At 54.6% G+C, this 16,145-nt stretch carries 10 protein-coding genes; 4 read left to right on the top strand and 6 right to left on the bottom strand.

Features of this window, described 5'->3' with window-relative positions:
* Positions 1-4 precede the first annotated feature (4 nt).
* Together EDC90_RS17665 and EDC90_RS17660 are read left to right on the top strand one after the other, a co-directional pair.
* On the top strand, positions 5-1,795 hold the full coding sequence (locus EDC90_RS17665) for an aminopeptidase P family protein (protein ID WP_132313874.1): 1,791 nt from the start codon (positions 5-7) through the stop codon (positions 1,793-1,795).
* Positions 1,796-2,204: 409 nt separating this feature from the next.
* Positions 2,205-3,164, top strand: a complete 960-nt coding sequence (locus tag EDC90_RS17660; RefSeq protein WP_132313873.1) for a dihydrodipicolinate synthase family protein — start codon at positions 2,205-2,207, stop codon at positions 3,162-3,164.
* 104 nt (positions 3,165-3,268) lie between these two features.
* Here the strand turns inward: EDC90_RS17660 and EDC90_RS17655 are convergent, their stop codons facing one another.
* The 3 genes from EDC90_RS17655 to EDC90_RS17645 form a co-directional block, all read right to left on the bottom strand.
* Positions 3,269-5,191 (bottom strand): glycoside hydrolase family 127 protein, encoded by a 1,923-nt coding sequence (locus EDC90_RS17655; protein WP_432420017.1) that lies wholly within the window; start codon positions 5,189-5,191, stop codon positions 3,269-3,271.
* Positions 5,192-5,371: 180 nt separating this feature from the next.
* On the bottom strand, positions 5,372-6,670 hold the full coding sequence (locus EDC90_RS17650) for an alpha/beta fold hydrolase (protein ID WP_132313888.1): 1,299 nt from the start codon (positions 6,668-6,670) through the stop codon (positions 5,372-5,374).
* A gap of 205 nt (positions 6,671-6,875) precedes the next feature.
* Entirely contained in the window at positions 6,876-7,283 is a 408-nt protein-coding gene (locus EDC90_RS17645) for a DoxX family protein (protein ID WP_132313871.1), read from the bottom strand.
* A 371-nt stretch (positions 7,284-7,654) separates the two neighbouring features.
* Here EDC90_RS17645 and EDC90_RS17640 point away from each other — a divergent pair, with 371 nt between their 5' ends.
* Positions 7,655-9,979, top strand: a complete 2,325-nt coding sequence (locus EDC90_RS17640; RefSeq protein ID WP_132313870.1) for an NADP-dependent malic enzyme — start codon at positions 7,655-7,657, stop codon at positions 9,977-9,979.
* An 87-nt stretch (positions 9,980-10,066) separates the two neighbouring features.
* Here the strand turns inward: EDC90_RS17640 and putA are convergent, their stop codons facing one another.
* Positions 10,067-13,174: a bifunctional proline dehydrogenase/L-glutamate gamma-semialdehyde dehydrogenase PutA gene (putA, locus tag EDC90_RS17635; protein ID WP_132313869.1), complete on the bottom strand. Its 3,108-nt coding sequence runs from the start codon at positions 13,172-13,174 to the stop codon at positions 10,067-10,069.
* 466 nt (positions 13,175-13,640) lie between these two features.
* Here putA and EDC90_RS17630 point away from each other — a divergent pair, with 466 nt between their 5' ends.
* The gene (locus EDC90_RS17630; RefSeq protein WP_132313868.1) at positions 13,641-14,366 is read left to right on the top strand and encodes a helix-turn-helix transcriptional regulator; all 726 of its coding nucleotides are present in this window, start codon (positions 13,641-13,643) and stop codon (positions 14,364-14,366) included.
* An 8-nt stretch (positions 14,367-14,374) separates the two neighbouring features.
* Here EDC90_RS17630 and EDC90_RS17625 read toward each other — a convergent pair whose 3' ends face one another.
* A complete protein-coding gene (locus tag EDC90_RS17625) occupies positions 14,375-15,496 on the bottom strand; it encodes a DUF2333 family protein (protein WP_132313867.1) in 1,122 nt (373 codons plus the stop codon).
* Positions 15,497-15,638: 142 nt separating this feature from the next.
* Positions 15,639-16,037 (bottom strand): c-type cytochrome, encoded by a 399-nt coding sequence (locus EDC90_RS17620; protein ID WP_132313887.1) that lies wholly within the window; start codon positions 16,035-16,037, stop codon positions 15,639-15,641.
* Positions 16,038-16,145: the final 108 nt, after the last annotated feature.

Below are 16,145 nucleotides of genomic sequence, written 5' to 3'. Positions count from 1 at the left end.
CTTTATGACTGCAAATCCCGATATCCGGTCGCGCGTTTCAGCGCTGCGGCGACTCTTGAAGGCCGACCACCTGAACGGATTTATCATTCCGCGTGCGGATGCACACCAAAGCGAAGTTGCCGCCCCGCACGACGACCGGCTGGCATTTATCACCGGCTTTTCCGGCTCGGCTGGTCTGGCTTTCGTGATGCCAGAAAAGGCGCTGATCTTTGTCGATGGGCGGTATGAGATTCAGGTACGTCACGAGGTCGATCCGGCTCTCTACGCGGTCCATCACCTCAACAATGACCCGCTGGACCAATGGCTTGCAACCCATGGCCAGGCAGGCTGGCGGATCGGCTTTGACCCGATGCTGATCGATATCGCGCTCTATGACCGGCTTGCTTCAGCTGCAGATAAATCCGGGCTCACACTGGTACCGGTTGAACGCGATTTCTTCGATGAAATATGGACAGACCGGCCGGCAAAGCCGATTGGTCAAGTCCGGCCAATGTCTGCGGCCCTTTCCGGTGAAAGTGTTGCTGCCAAAACAGCACGGATGGGTGCAAACCTTGCCGCATCCGGCGCTGATATGCTGGCGGAGACACTACCGGATAACATTGCCTGGCTGCTTAATCTGCGCGGCAGCGATATTGCCATGAACCCAGTCCCGCAATCCTTCATGATACTGAAGTCTGATGGCAGCGTTGACTGGTTTGTCGATGCGCGAAAACTGCCAAACGACCTTTCAGATTTTGAACTGGAAGATGTCAACATTCTGGCTCCGCAGGATTTTGTTGCAACCGTTGCACAGAATGCAGCCGGCAAGAAAGTCATGATCGATCAGTCATTTGCCCCGACTGCCCTGAGACTGGCGGTCGAAAAAGCCGGAGGGACAGCAGTTGCTACGGATAATCCGCTGACAATTGCAAAGTCCCGGAAAACGCCTGCCGAACTTCAGGGTTACCGCGATTGCCATCTGGAAGATGGCATCGCATTGACTGAGTTTCTGGCCTGGCTCGAAACTGAAGCTCCCCCCCGTGCGGCCAGTGGAGACCCGATCCGTGAAATCGAGGCGGAAGAAAAACTTCTGTTTTTCCGATCAAAACGCAAAGGTTTTCTGGAGGCCAGCTTCCGCTCAATCTCGGCCTCCGGCGCCAATGCGGCCATGTGCCATTACGGTGCGACGTCTGAAAGTAACGCGCCCGTCACACCCGCAGGACCTTACCTGATTGATTCAGGTGGACAGTATGAAAATGGCACAACAGACGTTACCCGAACCCTGTTCCTGTCGGTCCCCGACGAACCTATACGCCGGAGCTATACGGCGGTTCTGAACGGCTTTATCGCGCTCATTTCGGCGCAGTTTCCCGATGGAACATGCGGTCATCAGCTCGACGCACTTGCCCGGCTTCCCCTTTGGCAGCTTGGGCTCGACTACGACCACGGAACCGGCCACGGCGTCGGGCACAATCTGCTCGTTCACGAATACCCGCATCGCTTTTCCAAGAAAGCCAATTCCTACGGTTTTGAGCCCGGCATCATCATGACCATCGAACCGGGCTACTATGAAGCTGACACCTATGGGCTCAGGGTGGAAAATCAGGTGGAAGTGGTCAGAACAGCTCCGGGGTTTTGCCGGTTCAGCTCGCTGACGCTCGCTCCGATCGACCTCAAAGCGGTCGACGTTGACGCGCTGTCACGTGAAGAAATCACCTTCATCAACGATTACCACGCTGAAGTGAGAGCGAAGCTGGCCCCGCTCATCAGCGATGAAGCCCGCGATTTTCTGATGCGTTCAACGCAGGCTCTTTGAATGGCAAAGGCTCTCACGCCTGACTTACAGCATCGGCCCGAAAATCGGAGTCGATTTTCGGAAAGCACGATGCGTAGATTCAATAGGGTAGAGCGTCCTTTGTGCATCCGAATGGATGCACGGCGCTCTAGCTGAATCATAATGAGCGGCGGAAGAACTCAGGGAGAGAAATTGGTGTTATGTTTTGTATTTTGTTTGTCGACAAAGAGTATTTTTATGATTAAAAACTGATTGAGGCACGCACGACAGGAGCGCAAGTCACGCAGCCAATAGGCTTTCAAGTGATCGAAGTTTTGAAAAATGCAGCAGTTTCGCGAACACCGCATAAAAAACTGGATCCGCCATTTTTCGCACCGAAACCAATATCAACCTCTCAACACCTGATCGGTGGAAGACCAAAGGAAAACAAATGGCTGATAATATTTTCGCCGGCTGTATGCCCGCCCTGATGACCCCTTGCAAAGCAGACCGGACACCGGATTTTGATGCGCTTGTTGCCAAGGGCAAAGAACTGATCGCAGCAGGCATGTCTGCCGTTGTCTATTGCGGCTCCATGGGCGACTGGCCGCTTCTGACAGACGACGAGCGCAAGGAAGGCGTAGCGCGTCTGGTTGCTGCCGGCGTTCCGACCGTTGTTGGCACCGGCGCGATCAATTCAAAAAGCGCTGTTTCGCTGGGTGCGCACGCTGGTGAAGTCGGCGCCTCGGGCTTGATGGTAATCCCGCGCGTTCTCTCCCGCGGTTCGTCGGCACAGGCGCAGAAGGCGCATTTCAAGGCCGTGCTTTCCGCCGCACCTGATTTGCCCGCCGTTATCTACAATAGCCCCTATTATGGCTTTGAAACCAAGGCAGACCTTTTCTTTGCGCTGCGTGCCGAGCACAAAAACCTCATCGGCTTCAAAGAATTCGGTGGCGCCGCATCATTGCGCTATGCAGCTGAAAACATCACATCTGAGAGCGATGATGTAACGCTGATGGTCGGCGTTGACACACAGGTGTTCCACGGCTTCGTAAACTGCGGCGCGACCGGCGCCATCACGGGCATCGGCAATGCTCTTCCAAAAGAAGCGCTTCATCTTATCGCGCTTTGCAAGCTTGCCGCTGCTGGCAATACGGAAGCCCGCGTCAAGGCACAGGAACTGGATCAGGCGCTTCACGTTCTGTCCACCTTTGATGAAGGTCCGGACCTCGTTCTGTTCTATAAAAAGCTGATGGTGCTGACCGGCAGCCCGGAATATGAACTGCATTTCAACGCCGAAGATGCGCTGACACCAGCGCAGAGCAACTATCTCGAAGCACAATACACGCTGTTCCGCGACTGGTATGCGGAATGGAAAAAACAGCCGGGCGTCGTCTCTGAAACCGCCTGATAACAACAAACACCCCGGACAAAATCCTTGTCCGGGGTGTTTCATTGATCATTCTGCAAGTATGAAGCGCGCCTGCTGAATCTCAATTCGCAGGCGTTTTTGTTTCAGACTTCTTCAGCCAGCCAGACCTGCATCCCACCGGCTTCGCGGTTTGCCCAGAGATGATAGGGAATCGCTGTGATCGCTTTTTCCGCCGTTTTTGCTGCTTTCTTGCGATAGATCGGCCCGGACATTTCAGCAGCACGTGCATTGGCTTCAAGAAGCACTGCACCGCCGAGAAATTCGCCATCAAAACGCGGTTCAAGCGCAACATCACGCGGCAAACGCAAAAGCTGGGGCTCGATGCCGATATCGGCCTCCTCGACACAGTAGACCACGGGGCCGCGTTTCAGCGACACACGACCGGCATTCGCACTGACAGCTGGATGGGCATAAAGACGCTCGACCGGCATCGGCAGATGAATCCGGATGCTGTCGCCATCTTGCCAATGCCTTTTGAGCGCGGCGTAACCTTTTGATACAACAGTATCCAAATCGACAGGCGCACCATTGACGGAAATTTCTGCACCTTCACACCAGCCAGGAACACGCAGGAAGAGGGTAAATTCTGACGGCGCTTCCAGCCCCAGAGAAATCGCAATATCGCCCTCCCACGGATAGGCAGTCGACTGCTTTAACCGCAGGAAAGTCTCGCCAACATTCAGGTCGGCTGCATTTTCTCCATAAAGGTGAACCGCTACAGCGTCGTCTTTGACCGTATAAAAATACTGCCCGAGCGAAGTGATGAAACGGGCAATATTGGTTGGGCAGCAGGGGCAATAATGCCATTTCCATCTGCGGTTCTGACCGTGGCTTTCCAGAACGTTCTCATAGAAATAGTGTTCGCCATCACGTGAAATACCTGACAATGCACCGTTGAACAAAACGGTTTCCAGCTGATCGGTATAACGCGCATCAAGATCGATCTGAGCCATACGGTGGCTCCAGAACCCCAGTGACACAGCTGCACAGGTTTCAGCATAGGCGCTTTCATTGGGCAAATCGAAGGGGCGCGTAAAGCCTTCGTTCTCAGCCGAAGGTCCGATACCGCCAGTGACATAAAGCTTGTCGCCCGTCAGGTCATCAAAGAAGCGATCGCAGACCGCTTTCAGTGTCGGATCATCATTCTCGTAGGCAAGATCAGCAACAGCACAGTAGAAATACATCGCCCGGACGGCATGCCCGGCGACATCCGGCTGTTCGCGCACCGGCGCATGTGCCTGCGAATAGGCGTAAGTCTTGTAAACATAGTCAGCCGGATCTTCACCGCGCTTGCGGGCCTCTTCATCGTAATATGATGGTTGCTGGCCGCGCTCCTCCACCAGATAGGTACCAAGCTTTAAGAACCGGTCTTCACCGGTCACACGGTAAAGCTTCACCAGCGCAAGCTCGATCTCCGCATGAGCACCATAGCCGCGCAACTTGCCGCCTTCGCGCCCAAAGGTCGCTGCAATGTGATCCATCGCACGGATCATCACATCCAGAAAGCGCCGCTTTCCGGTCGCTTCGAAATAGGCGATTGCACCTTCCAGCAGGTGCCCCATGGAATACATTTCATGGAGGTCACGCAAATTGGTCCATCGGTTCTCCGGCTCCCGGCGAATGAACCAGCTGTGAAGATAGCCATCTTCCATCTGGCCCTGCTCCAGTTTCTCAACGATCGCATCGATCTGCGTTTCAAGTTTCCCATCAGGGTTTTGCTTCAGCGTGTAGCTGGCCGCCTCAATCCATTTGCCAAAATCAGAATCAAAGAAGTGCTGCATCGAAAGTCCGCTCGGCTGGATAGGACGTGCGAGCGGACCGGGCGGTTTTTCGAAATCGAGAACCTCCAGAAAGCCTTCTTCTTCAAGGCGCTTGTGCTGAGTCGGGATCGTGACAGTGCGGACAGTATCCTTCCAGCTCTTCCAGAACCCGCCGTCAAAGGCGACAGCGGCGTGATCAACCGGCCTGAAGCGGCTCAAGTGTTTCTTGGTCGTCTTGTTTGTCATTCCCATATCTCCCGGCTTGACTGACCCGTGAACTTGAAGCTGGCCAGCCTGTTTACCGGGAGATTAGCTGCCTGCACAAATTTTGTCGACACTATGTGTGCAGACAAAAAAGAGACATGATAAGACGTCATCCGACCCTGGACTTTGAAACGACAGACAGCTCTGCTCAGAGAGGTTTTATTAGGCAAGCGCCCCGCCGCGCTCGCGAACCATTCCAAGAAGGCGGCGGAAAACCGCGGGGCTCTGGCGCACGCCGTCATGTTCGAACTCGTTGGTCACCCACGCCTGGCAGTTTCCAAGGCGCCCGGCTGTCTCAAGTGAAAGTCCGGCATCGACATACATGTCGTCATGATAAACGGCCGCAGCAACCGGCACATCATTGGCAAACAGGCGCGTGGGGTCGTAAAGCGCAGGAAAGTCATCCCGTTGCGCCAACACGTCGACGGCCGATTTGAACGGACGCAACGCTCTGACCTCATCGAACATCCAAGGGTAGATCATCTCACCAGTGAAAAGCAGGGGACGGTTGGAGGGGCTGAACTTTGGAAACGCCTGCCGGACACGCTCCGCTGCCCAGCTTGTCGCACCCCTGCCCTGCGCATAAATACTTTCCTGCATAGCAGCGAACAACGGACGGCCCTCAAAACCGGTTTCGGCCATGACGGCCGACAGAAATCCTTCAGAAAGCCGTGACTGGTCGGCGTCCGCAAAGGCCTCATCCAAAAGCCAATGCACCTCTTCAAACCCCGGCCCCATACCGAAATTCATTCCGATTGTCTGAAGACGGCGCACAGTCAGCCTGTCACCGTTGGGCAGGCGGATATCGTTGTTTTCCAGGTGGTCAGCCAGATGTCCGGCCAGTTCAGCATCCTGCGGATAGCGCCGGTAAAAGGCCGCATTCTTGGCACTGACCCGCGGATATGTCCGGTGATAAACGTCATCCGCTGTTGCCGAAAGACCAGAAAGCCCCCCGGTGACATAGCAGGCCGACAGCCCTTCCGGTGCTTTGGAGAGATAGGTCAGAGTGATGAATCCGCCAAAACTCTGACCCAGTGTTTCCCATTTCTTCGTTTCGCCGAGCAGGTTTTTACGCACATGCTCGCAGTCGGCGACAATACTGTCGGCCCGAAAATGCATCAGGTAATCTGCCCCGGCCTGCCCGTCGTCAAACTGCGCCATAACAGTGGAATCGACCGCACTGCTGCGACCGGTTCCACGCTGATCAATCATGATCACGCGATGCGTCTTCAGTGCTTCAGCCAGCCATGACGGACCGCCATTGACCGGACGCGGATTTTTGCCTCCCGGTCCGCCCTGCAGAAAGCAAAGCACAGGCAGATTGTTATGCCGCAGAACCGGATCGACAATTTCGCGCACGAACAACTGAATGATAGGACCATCAGGCTTGCTCCAGTCCAACGGAACCGGCAGCAGAATGTCGCGAATCCGCATTCCCGGGATCAGGTATTGCTTCGGCATCATGAAAGGGAAACTCCTGGAAGCTTTGAGGGCCTGTTTTCTGTCAGAGGTAAACGCTTTTGCCGGATTATAAAAGGGGAGTTGCCAGTCTCAGCGTTGTTCATTTGAACATTCGAACGTAAACTTGGAAAAGGAACGGCTCCGAAAACTGAAAAAGGCGGACAAAAATGCCCGCCCTTCTCCAATCTGAACTTTCAGAAAACCGTCAATACGAATGGCGCAGGGCCTTCCGCTTTCCATCAAGGCTGAACTTTCCAGGACCAGCAAAGACCATGAACAGAAAGATGAAACAAAAGAGGATCGCTGCATCACCGCCGTTGAGTGCGGGAAAGACACTGTTCGGTGCATGCATCATGAAATAGGCGAATGCCATCTGTCCCGAGAGAATAAAGGCGGCAGGGCGCGTAAACAGACCGAGAATGATCAGGACACCACCCACAAGCTCCAGAATGCCGGCGGCTCCCAGCAGTGAGAAAATCGGCGGATGAAAATCGGAAACCGGAAAGTGCAGGATTTTCTGGGTTCCGTGTTCGAGGAACAGAAGGCCGGAGACAACGCGCAGCAGCGCAAGGAAGTAAGGAGAAAGCGGCGAAAGGATTTTATCAAAATTCATTTTGGTCTCCATGAAAGACTTGGCGAAGAAGGTTTGGTGAAATCGCATGAACCGAGCGGCCTCGTGATAAGACACTGTTTGGAAGCACAAGGCTCAGTCATTCGTTGCGATCATCATAAAGCGGGACCAGAAATGCGATAGCTCTCATAAGATGAACACTGAGTACAGTCTTTGATACCTGAAGGCACGCGATTCAAAGCGCGTTCATACAATGCCGATATGTTTGCAACTGATGGATTGCAGTCCCTCTGCGCCCCTCATATAGTCGCTCTGCCCTGCTTTCGGGCAGGCGTAAGGAAAAGGCCCGTCAAAGGCCATTGGCGCTGACAAAGCTGGCGCATTTTCTCGTACGGAGCCAAGGAGAGAAGTGAATGAGCGAACCTACAGACAAGAAGCCAGCGACCGATGAACTGAAGGAACAGGCGCTGTTTTACCACCGCTATCCGCGCGCTGGTAAACTGGAGATCCAGGCGATCAAACCGCTGGGGAACCAGCGAGATCTGGCCCTTGCCTATTCGCCGGGCGTTGGCGCGCCCTGCCTCGCCATTCATGATAATCCGCATGATGCCGCCAAATACACATCCCGCAGTAATCTCGTCGCTGTCATTTCCAATGGCACCGCTGTTCTCGGCCTTGGCAATATCGGTCCGCTGGCCTCAAAGCCGGTGATGGAGGGCAAGGCGGTCCTCTTCAAGAAATTCGCCGGTATCGATGTGTTCGACATCGAAATCGATGCGCCTGCGATTGAAGACATGGTTTCAACCATCAGCGCGCTGGAACCCACCTTCGGCGGTGTGAACCTTGAAGATATCAAAGCTCCGGAATGTTTCGAGGTTGAGCGGATCCTGCGTGAAAAAATGCAGATCCCGGTCTTTCACGATGACCAGCACGGCACGGCCATCATCGTGGCAGCGGCAATCCTCAACGGACTGGAACTCGCCGGAAAATCGATCGAGAACGTCAAGATCGTTGCATCCGGCGCTGGTGCGGCGGCTCTTGCCTGTCTCAACCTGCTTGTTTCGCTTGGTGCGAAGCGCGAGAACATCTGGGTCTTTGACATTGACGGTCTCGTCTACCCCGGACGCACCACGCACATGGATCAGTGGAAATCCATTTACGCGCAGGAAAGTGACAAGCACACACTCGCCGACCACATTGAGGGTGCAGATGTATTCCTCGGCCTGTCGGTAGCCGGTGTGCTGAAGCCGGATCTTCTGAAGCAGATGGCCGATAAGCCGATGGTGATGGCGCTAGCCAATCCAGTGCCGGAAATCATGCCGGATCTGGCCCGTGCAGAACGCGAAGACGCGATGATCTGCACCGGTCGCTCGGACTTTCCAAATCAGGTCAACAACGTTCTGTGCTTTCCTTACATCTTCCGTGGTGCGCTCGATTGCGGTGCACGTACGATCAATGAAGAAATGAAGATGGCGGCGGTGCGTGCCATAGCCGATCTGGCAAAAGAAGAAGTCTGGGAAGCAACCGGAACCGCAGCCAACGGCGAACCGTTGATTTTTGGTCCGGATTACCTGATCCCTTCACCATTTGATCCGCGCCTGATCCTGAGGATTGCTCCGGCCGTTGCCAAAGCGGCAGAGGAAAGCGGTGTTGCGGAACGTCCAATTGAAGATTACCAGGCCTATTTCGATCATCTCAATCGCTTCGCTTTCCGCTCCGGCCTTGTCATGAAGCCGGTTTTTGCAGCCGCCAAGGCAGCCGAACCAAAGCGCATTATCTTCTCCGACGGCGAGGACGAACGCGTCATGCGTGCAGCGCAGGTTCTGGTCGAAGAAGGCATTTCCAAGCCAACTCTGATTGGCCGCCCGAATGTGCTGGAAACCCGCATGAAGCGCTATGGCCTGAGAATGCGCCTGCATGAAGACTTTGAGGTCATTAACCCGGAAAGCGATTCCCGCTTTCGCGAATATGTCGATGAATATCTGGCGCTGGTCGCGCGCAAGGGCGTTACGCCGGACCGTGCCCGCACGATCGTGCGCACCAACACGACGGTGATTGGCGCACTGGCCGTCAAGCGCGGAGATGCGGATGCGCTGCTGTGCGGTGTGGAAGGCCGGTTCGAACGGCACCTTCGCGACATTGGCAACATCGTCGGCAAGGACGAGCATGTTCGCGACTTCTCCAGCCTGGGGCTGTTGATTTCAAACCGCGGCGCAACATTTTTTGCTGATACGCATGTAACCTATAATCCGACAGCAGAGGAAATCGCCGAAACGACGATCCAGTCGGCCAATGCGATTGCACGCTTTGGCATGTCGACCAAAGCAGCACTCGTTTCCCATTCGAATTTCGGTTCGCGTGATTCCGAAAGTGCAACCAAAATGCGCGATGCTCTGGGCATCATCCGTGAACGTATGCCGGAGCTGGAAGTCGATGGTGAAATGCACGGCGATGCGGCGATTTCCGAAGTGATGCGCAAGCGCAACATCACAGACAGCACGCTCAAGGGTGAAGCCAATCTTCTGGTCTTCCCGTCGCTTGATGCCGCGCATATCACGATGACTGTCGTTCAGCAGATGCTGGACGCACTGCATGTCGGCCCAATCCTGCTTGGCAGCGCGATGCCGGCCCACATTCTGTCGCCATCGGTCACCTCACGCGGCATCGTCAATATGGCGACACTCGCCGTTGTTGAGGCCAATCGAAGCGAAACAACGCATAAAGTCGCTGCGGAATAACAGCACTTTGAAACCCACAAAAAAAGCCCCGCGCCGTTTTCGAACGACGCGGGGCTTCTTTCTTATAAAACGTTCAAAACCACCGGATCAGTCGTCATCGATCGCAATCAGGCTGGCATTGCCGCCTGCAGCAGCGGTGTTGACCGAAACCACCTGCTCAAGCGCAAATCGCAGCAGATAGGCCGGACCTCCCGCTTTGAAACCGGTTCCGGAAAGACCCGAGCCACCAAAAGGCTGCGTGCCCACAACGGCACCAATCATATTCCGATTGACATAAATATTGCCCGTATCCATACGGCGGACCACACGCTCTGCCGTGCCGGAAATGCGGCTGTGAATGCCGAGCGTCAGCCCGTAGCCTGTCGCACTGATCTGATCACAGACCTTGTCCAGCTCTCCGGCTTTATAGCGCACGATATGCAGGATCGGGCCGAAGACTTCCTTCGTCAGCGAACCAGGCTTGTCAAGTTCAACGATATGCGGCGCAAAGAACGTTCCCTTTTCCGGCGCTTTGCCGGCATAGCGCAGCTTCTGGTTCTGCTTCATATCCGCGACATGATCGGCCAGCATCTGCCACTGTTTCTTGTCGATCACCGGCCCCATATCGGTATCAGGCTTCGACGGATCAGCCATGTTCAGTTCCATCGCAGCACCTTCGATCATATCGATCATGCGGTCGGCGATATCCTGCTGAACATAGAGAATACGAAGCGCCGAACAGCGCTGCCCAGCGGACCGGAAGGCCGACATGACAACGTCATCGGCAACCTGCTCCGGCAACGCGGTGGCATCCACGATCATTGCGTTCAAACCACCCGTCTCGGCAATCAGCGGGGTGATCGGCCCATCCTTGGCAGCCAGTGTGCGATTGATTGCACGTGCCGTCGCTGTCGAGCCAGTGAAAGCCACACCGCCAAGGTCGGGATGTTCAGTAATCGCCGCACCCAGTTCCGGGCCACCCGGCAAGAACAGAAGTGCGTTTTCGGGCACACCAGCCTGATGCAGCAGCTTGATCGCTTCAAAGGCGATCAGTGGCGTCTGCGGAGCAGGCTTGGCGATAACGGCATTGCCGGAAACCAGTGCAGCCGTGATCTGCCCCATGAAAATGGCAAGCGGAAAATTCCAGGGTGAAATGCACGTAAACACGCCGCGACCGCGCCAGCGATAGCTGTCATCCTCGCCGGTCGGGCCCGGCATGGCCATCGGACCGGCAAACATCTTGCGCGCCTGAATAGCATAGTAGCGGCAGAAATCCACGGCTTCGCGGATTTCGGCCAGACCATCATCCAGCGTCTTGCCAGCTTCGTCGGAAAGCAGACGCATGAGGCGCGCATGATGCTCTTCCATCAGGTCAGCGGCCTTTTCAAGCGCCAATGCACGCTCTTCCACCGGTCGGCGCGACCATTCCGCAAACCCTTTTTTTGCAACATCAAAGGCAGGCTGAACGGCGCTTGCTTCCGCCCAGATAATCGTGCCGACCTGCTGGTCGGGATCAGACGGCGACATAACGGGCTTCTTGTCGCCGTCGGCCTTCAAACCTGGCATGAGTGGCACTGCATCGACAGCAGCCTTGTTCTTGTCCATATCGCGGACCAGCTTTGCAAGACTGTCTCGATCACCAAACTCAATACCGGCGCTGTTGCGTCGGTCGGAGTAAATCGCGCTGGGCAGCGGGATATTCCGGTTGCGTGCGCTATGGCCTTCGTCAAGCTTCAGCTTTGTCTGAGGCCGCTCAAGAAGATGTTCCACCGGAACCTTCTTATCGCCAACCATGGACACAAAAGATGAGTTTGCACCATTTTCCAGAAGACGGCGCACCAGATAAGCCAACAGATCGCGATAACCGCCGACGGGCGCATAGATACGGCAGGGAACACTATTGTTCTGCTTGTGTAAGTAGTCGTAAAGCGTTTCGCCCATTCCATGAAGACGCTGCATCTCAAAGCCTGTCCGGTCTTCTCCGGCAATGGCAAGGACGGAGGCAATCGTCAGCGCGTTATGCGTTGCAAACTGCGGATAGAGCCGGGGGCGTTTATCCAGAAGCTTCTTGGCAACATCCAGATAGGCCACATCTGTGGCCGGCTTACGGGTCCAGACCGGATAGTCGTCAAGGCCACGCTCCTGCGCCCGCTTGATTTCAGTATCCCAGTAAGCCCCCTTCACAAGACGCACCATCATCCGGCGGTTCAGTCGGGCACAGAGATCATCGATATAATCAACAACGGCACCGGCGCGCTTCTGGTAGCCCTGAATAGCCAGGCCGAAGCCATCCCATCCTTCCAGTGACGGATCGGAAAAGACAGCCTCAATCACATCGAGCGACAGCTCCAGCCGATCCGCTTCTTCAGCATCAACGGTGAAGTTCAGCTCATGCTCTTTCGCCATTTGTGCAAGCTTCAGCAGATCCGGCACGACCTCGCGCATCACTTCGTCACGATGGGTTGCCAGATAGTGCGGGTGAATGGCCGAAAGCTTGACTGAAATACCAATACGGTCAGGTAGTTTACGATCATTACCGCTCTTCTTCATGTATTTGCCCAGAGCATCAATCGCATCGGCATAAGACTTGAAGTAGCGTTTGGCGTCCTCACGGGTGCGGGCGCCCTCGCCCAGCATGTCAAACGAGTGGCGGTAGCCTGCAGCTTCATTTTTGCGCGCCCGATCAAGGGCATTTTTCATGTTCTCGCCGAGAACGAACTGACGTCCGAGGAAGCGCATGGCCTGTCGCGTCACAACGCGCATTGACGGCATGCCGATACGCTGGGCCAGGCCGCGCAAAATGCTGTCCGGCATCTCACCCGGCTTGATCACACGAGATGCCGTGGCCAGTGCCCAGGCTGAAGAGGCAACGAGCCAGCTATCACCGTGCGACTTGTGATCCTGCCAGCCCCCTTCTTTCAGCTTATCTTCAATCAGGCGCTCCTGTGTTTCAGAATCCGGGACACGCAAGAGCGCTTCCGCCATGACCATCAGCGCCAGACCTTCACGCGTCGAAAGACCATATTCACGCATAAAGTCTTCAACACCGCCGATGCTGGCATTGCTGTCATCGCGAATGGCGGAGACCATGCCACGAACCTGACGGTCAATCTCTGCATCATCGATATCAAGCGACGAAATTCGTCGGATCATCGCCTTGATGAGGGCATCATCGTCACCAGCATATGAAGCGGAGAATGGTGGGATCGCAGTCATGAACTCGCCTTTCGCAGTTTGGCACTCAACAACGACTATAACGTGACTTTTGTCAGTCTCTATATCCTCTCTATTTGAGGATGCGACCAAATGCACCCCTAATCATCACAGTTTGAATGGCGCGATCATTCTCTGTGGAGAACCAACGTCAAAGTCTCTATATTAGTATATAAATTTCAATAACTTGAAAAGATTATTAATGAGCAGAAAGCACATAAGAGACAACGAAAGAATAATATACTTTTGGTTGTATTATATTGATTTTCAATTTTAAATATGCGCTTCTGAATTTTGACATGTTTGGAAGCCAAAGAGGATTAATTCGATTAAATCTCCTTGTTACGTAAGGATAAATCGAAATATAATCTCAACGTGGTCAATCCATTTCAAAAAGCAACAAGTCGCGTCAAGCGAAGCTGTCGGGTGCAAAGAAGACAATGATAATCCAGAAAAAGATGTGCAACCCATGGACTTTTCTACGCATGAAAGACAACACGAATTGCAAGCTGCAGCGGCAGTGGCAGCAACGGCTGAAGAGCTCGAATCTGTCGTAGAGAGAGTGACCAGTGCGTTTGGTTTTCGTGACTATATCGTGATGGTCATTCCCGAAACGCAGTGTATCAGGCTTGCATATTTAGTCAGAATGTCTTCCTTGCCAAAGTCACTTTTCGAGGCCTTCGACCTTCATGGCCTGTCGTCAGCACCTCTGACCCGAAGACTTCTTGAACAGTCTTTTGCGCGCTCGCAGTGGCTTTTTGAAGACCTGCCTGCTTCGGAGCACCCAAGCTCACGGCGACTTCGCCGCTTGATGGGCCGGCATAAACTGAAGATGGGTGTGGCTTTTGCGCATGCGATGACAAGCCGTGAAAAACTGGGGATCCTGTTTCTCGGCGACCGCCCGCCCTTGAGCCAAAGCGAGCAGCATGACCTTTCTTTGATCGCCCGGAAGGTCTGTTCCCACTACGAAGGCATTGGCCACATCTCAACGGCTGGGCTTTGTAAACTTTCAGCCCGAGAGCTTGAAGTCGTCGGCTGGTCAGCCGAGGGCAAAACCTCGTCAGAAATCGCCAGTATCCTTGGCCTGTCAGACCATACCGTCAATGCCTATCTGGCCAATGCCATTCGCAAGCTCGACTGCGTCAACCGGACACAACTCGTCGCCAAAGCCCTGAGGCTGAAACTGATCGACTGACCGATGTATCAGCGTTCGAGCACTGAACGAACTTCCACGAGATTTGACCGTGCCCGCAATATGTAAAAACCAATCGTTGCAAGATGGCTCGGCATGATCCAGCCGTCCTCGCGCCCATTCGATATGATCAGCGGCTGAATATCCAGCGCGGATCTGAACTGGACAAGTGTTTCATCCCAGAGTGCTGTCAGATCACGCTGGGCAATAACCTGAGAAAAGTCAGCTTCTGCTGCCGCGAGGATACCGTAATAACCGTATAGCTGCCCGTATGCGAACCAGAAACGGTCGTCGGCACGCGGATCGAACCAGCCGCCGTTATGGTTTTCAGACCGCTCTCTGAGAATAGCAGATGTTGCGCCAAGATCAGCCGCGACACGATCCACAAACTGGCTCAGATTGTCGGCACGCGCATCAAAAACCGCAGAACAATCGGCAAGTTCAGCGTTAAACCGGTCAAGGCTGCGGATGGCAGACCGGTAAAAGCTCGGAGTCGGTGTTTTAAACCCGAACGGAGTGAGACCGAAATACCAGGAATACTCATCGTACTGGAGGTTGCCGCGTGCATCTTGCAGGTTTTCATCCACCCCGGAAGTACCGCGTACCCGGCCTAAAGAGTCGACCAGCTCCACGGTCGAGCGACGCACGGCCTGATGGACACCGCGCTGAAACGAGGCCTTGTTATCCAGAAACAGCGTATGATCCCAGTTTATGCCGAAGAAACCGAGACGATAGGCAAGCGTCGAGGAGAGCCAGTCATTCTGATTGACATTCATGTCAACAAGCCCACTCAAAACCTCAACGATTGCTGAGTCCTCGCAGACTTTCGCGGTTTCCCCGTCCCCCGCCGGAAGGGGCGCACCTGCCGGAACGCTTCGCTCATTCAGCTGATACCCGGCGACATAATCCGGATTGAAATTGTGCCAGACCTCCGCCCGCCAGACGTAGAGCCCATAAAAAAGCACAACGGCGACGAGGATCGCGAGAACGCTGCCTTTCACAATCCAGCCACGCCGTGCGACAAAGCCGCCGCCTGCGCGAAACGGAAAGGCAATGGCAACCCAGAGGTATCCGAGACCACGCCGCGCCAAAGTCCATAAGCGCCTTGCGAAGGCCTTCATACTGTCGAGCATAATCTGTCTCCATCCCCTGTTTCACCGCAACCAGAATGCCTGACGGCGCGTCACTGAAAGATAGGCGACATGCAGCCAGCCTTCAATTCCAAAGCCAACGTCTTCGGCAGGTGGTTCCTGACCGCCAGGTTTTTTATAATCGCTATTCCGGCGTTGGCAGGCTCTTAAGATAGGCAGCAAGGTCGGATGCGGGGCCAAGCTCACGGATCCCGGCATAGGCCATGCGCGTACCTTTAACCGTCTTGCGCGGGTTCATCAGAAACGCTTCCATCGCGGCCTCGTTCCACTTTCCGAGTTCATCACCATAAGCACGCATTGCCTTGGTATAATGATATCCCTTCGCCGAGGCGACCGGTCGCTCCCAGACCCCGGCGAGATATGGCCCAACACGGTTCTGGTCCCCTTCAACCGTATGACAGGCACGACAAACACGTTTGAAAAGTGCTTCACCCCGTTTGGCATCGCCATCTGCAAAGGCCGGAGCGGAAAAGCCGGAAAGAGCCACGACGACGGCGATCGCAAAGCAGTATTTTGATTTCATCCTCAATTAAACTCTCAGTGTCTGTCCAAGAATGGCGCTGAAGCCCGGGGTTGAGTGAAGGGCGGCCATCAGATTCTTTGTATTCTGCAACAAATACGGAGATATCAG

Source organism: Martelella mediterranea (assembly GCF_004342225.1).
Taxonomy (GTDB): domain Bacteria; phylum Pseudomonadota; class Alphaproteobacteria; order Rhizobiales; family Rhizobiaceae; genus Martelella; species Martelella mediterranea_B.
This window is presented reverse-complemented; position numbering and strand designations above follow the sequence as displayed.

Bases quoted from the DNA above. Each gene is read 5' to 3' on its own strand.
- EDC90_RS17660 (WP_132313873.1), top strand. From the start codon at position 2,205: ATGGCTGATAATATTTTCGCCGGCTGTATGCCCGCCCTGATGACCCCT.
- EDC90_RS17620 (WP_132313887.1), bottom strand. From the start codon at position 16,037: ATGAAATCAAAATACTGCTTTGCGATCGCCGTCGTCGTGGCTCTTTCC.
- EDC90_RS17655 (WP_432420017.1), bottom strand. From the start codon at position 5,191: ATGACAAACAAGACGACCAAGAAACACTTGAGCCGCTTCAGGCCGGTT.
- EDC90_RS17645 (WP_132313871.1), bottom strand. From the start codon at position 7,283: ATGAATTTTGATAAAATCCTTTCGCCGCTTTCTCCTTACTTCCTTGCG.
- EDC90_RS17630 (WP_132313868.1), top strand. From the start codon at position 13,641: ATGGACTTTTCTACGCATGAAAGACAACACGAATTGCAAGCTGCAGCG.
- EDC90_RS17625 (WP_132313867.1), bottom strand. From the start codon at position 15,496: ATGCTCGACAGTATGAAGGCCTTCGCAAGGCGCTTATGGACTTTGGCG.
- putA (WP_132313869.1), bottom strand. From the start codon at position 13,174: ATGACTGCGATCCCACCATTCTCCGCTTCATATGCTGGTGACGATGAT.
- EDC90_RS17640 (WP_132313870.1), top strand. From the start codon at position 7,655: ATGAGCGAACCTACAGACAAGAAGCCAGCGACCGATGAACTGAAGGAA.
- EDC90_RS17665 (WP_132313874.1), top strand. From the start codon at position 5: ATGACTGCAAATCCCGATATCCGGTCGCGCGTTTCAGCGCTGCGGCGA.
- EDC90_RS17650 (WP_132313888.1), bottom strand. From the start codon at position 6,670: ATGCCGAAGCAATACCTGATCCCGGGAATGCGGATTCGCGACATTCTG.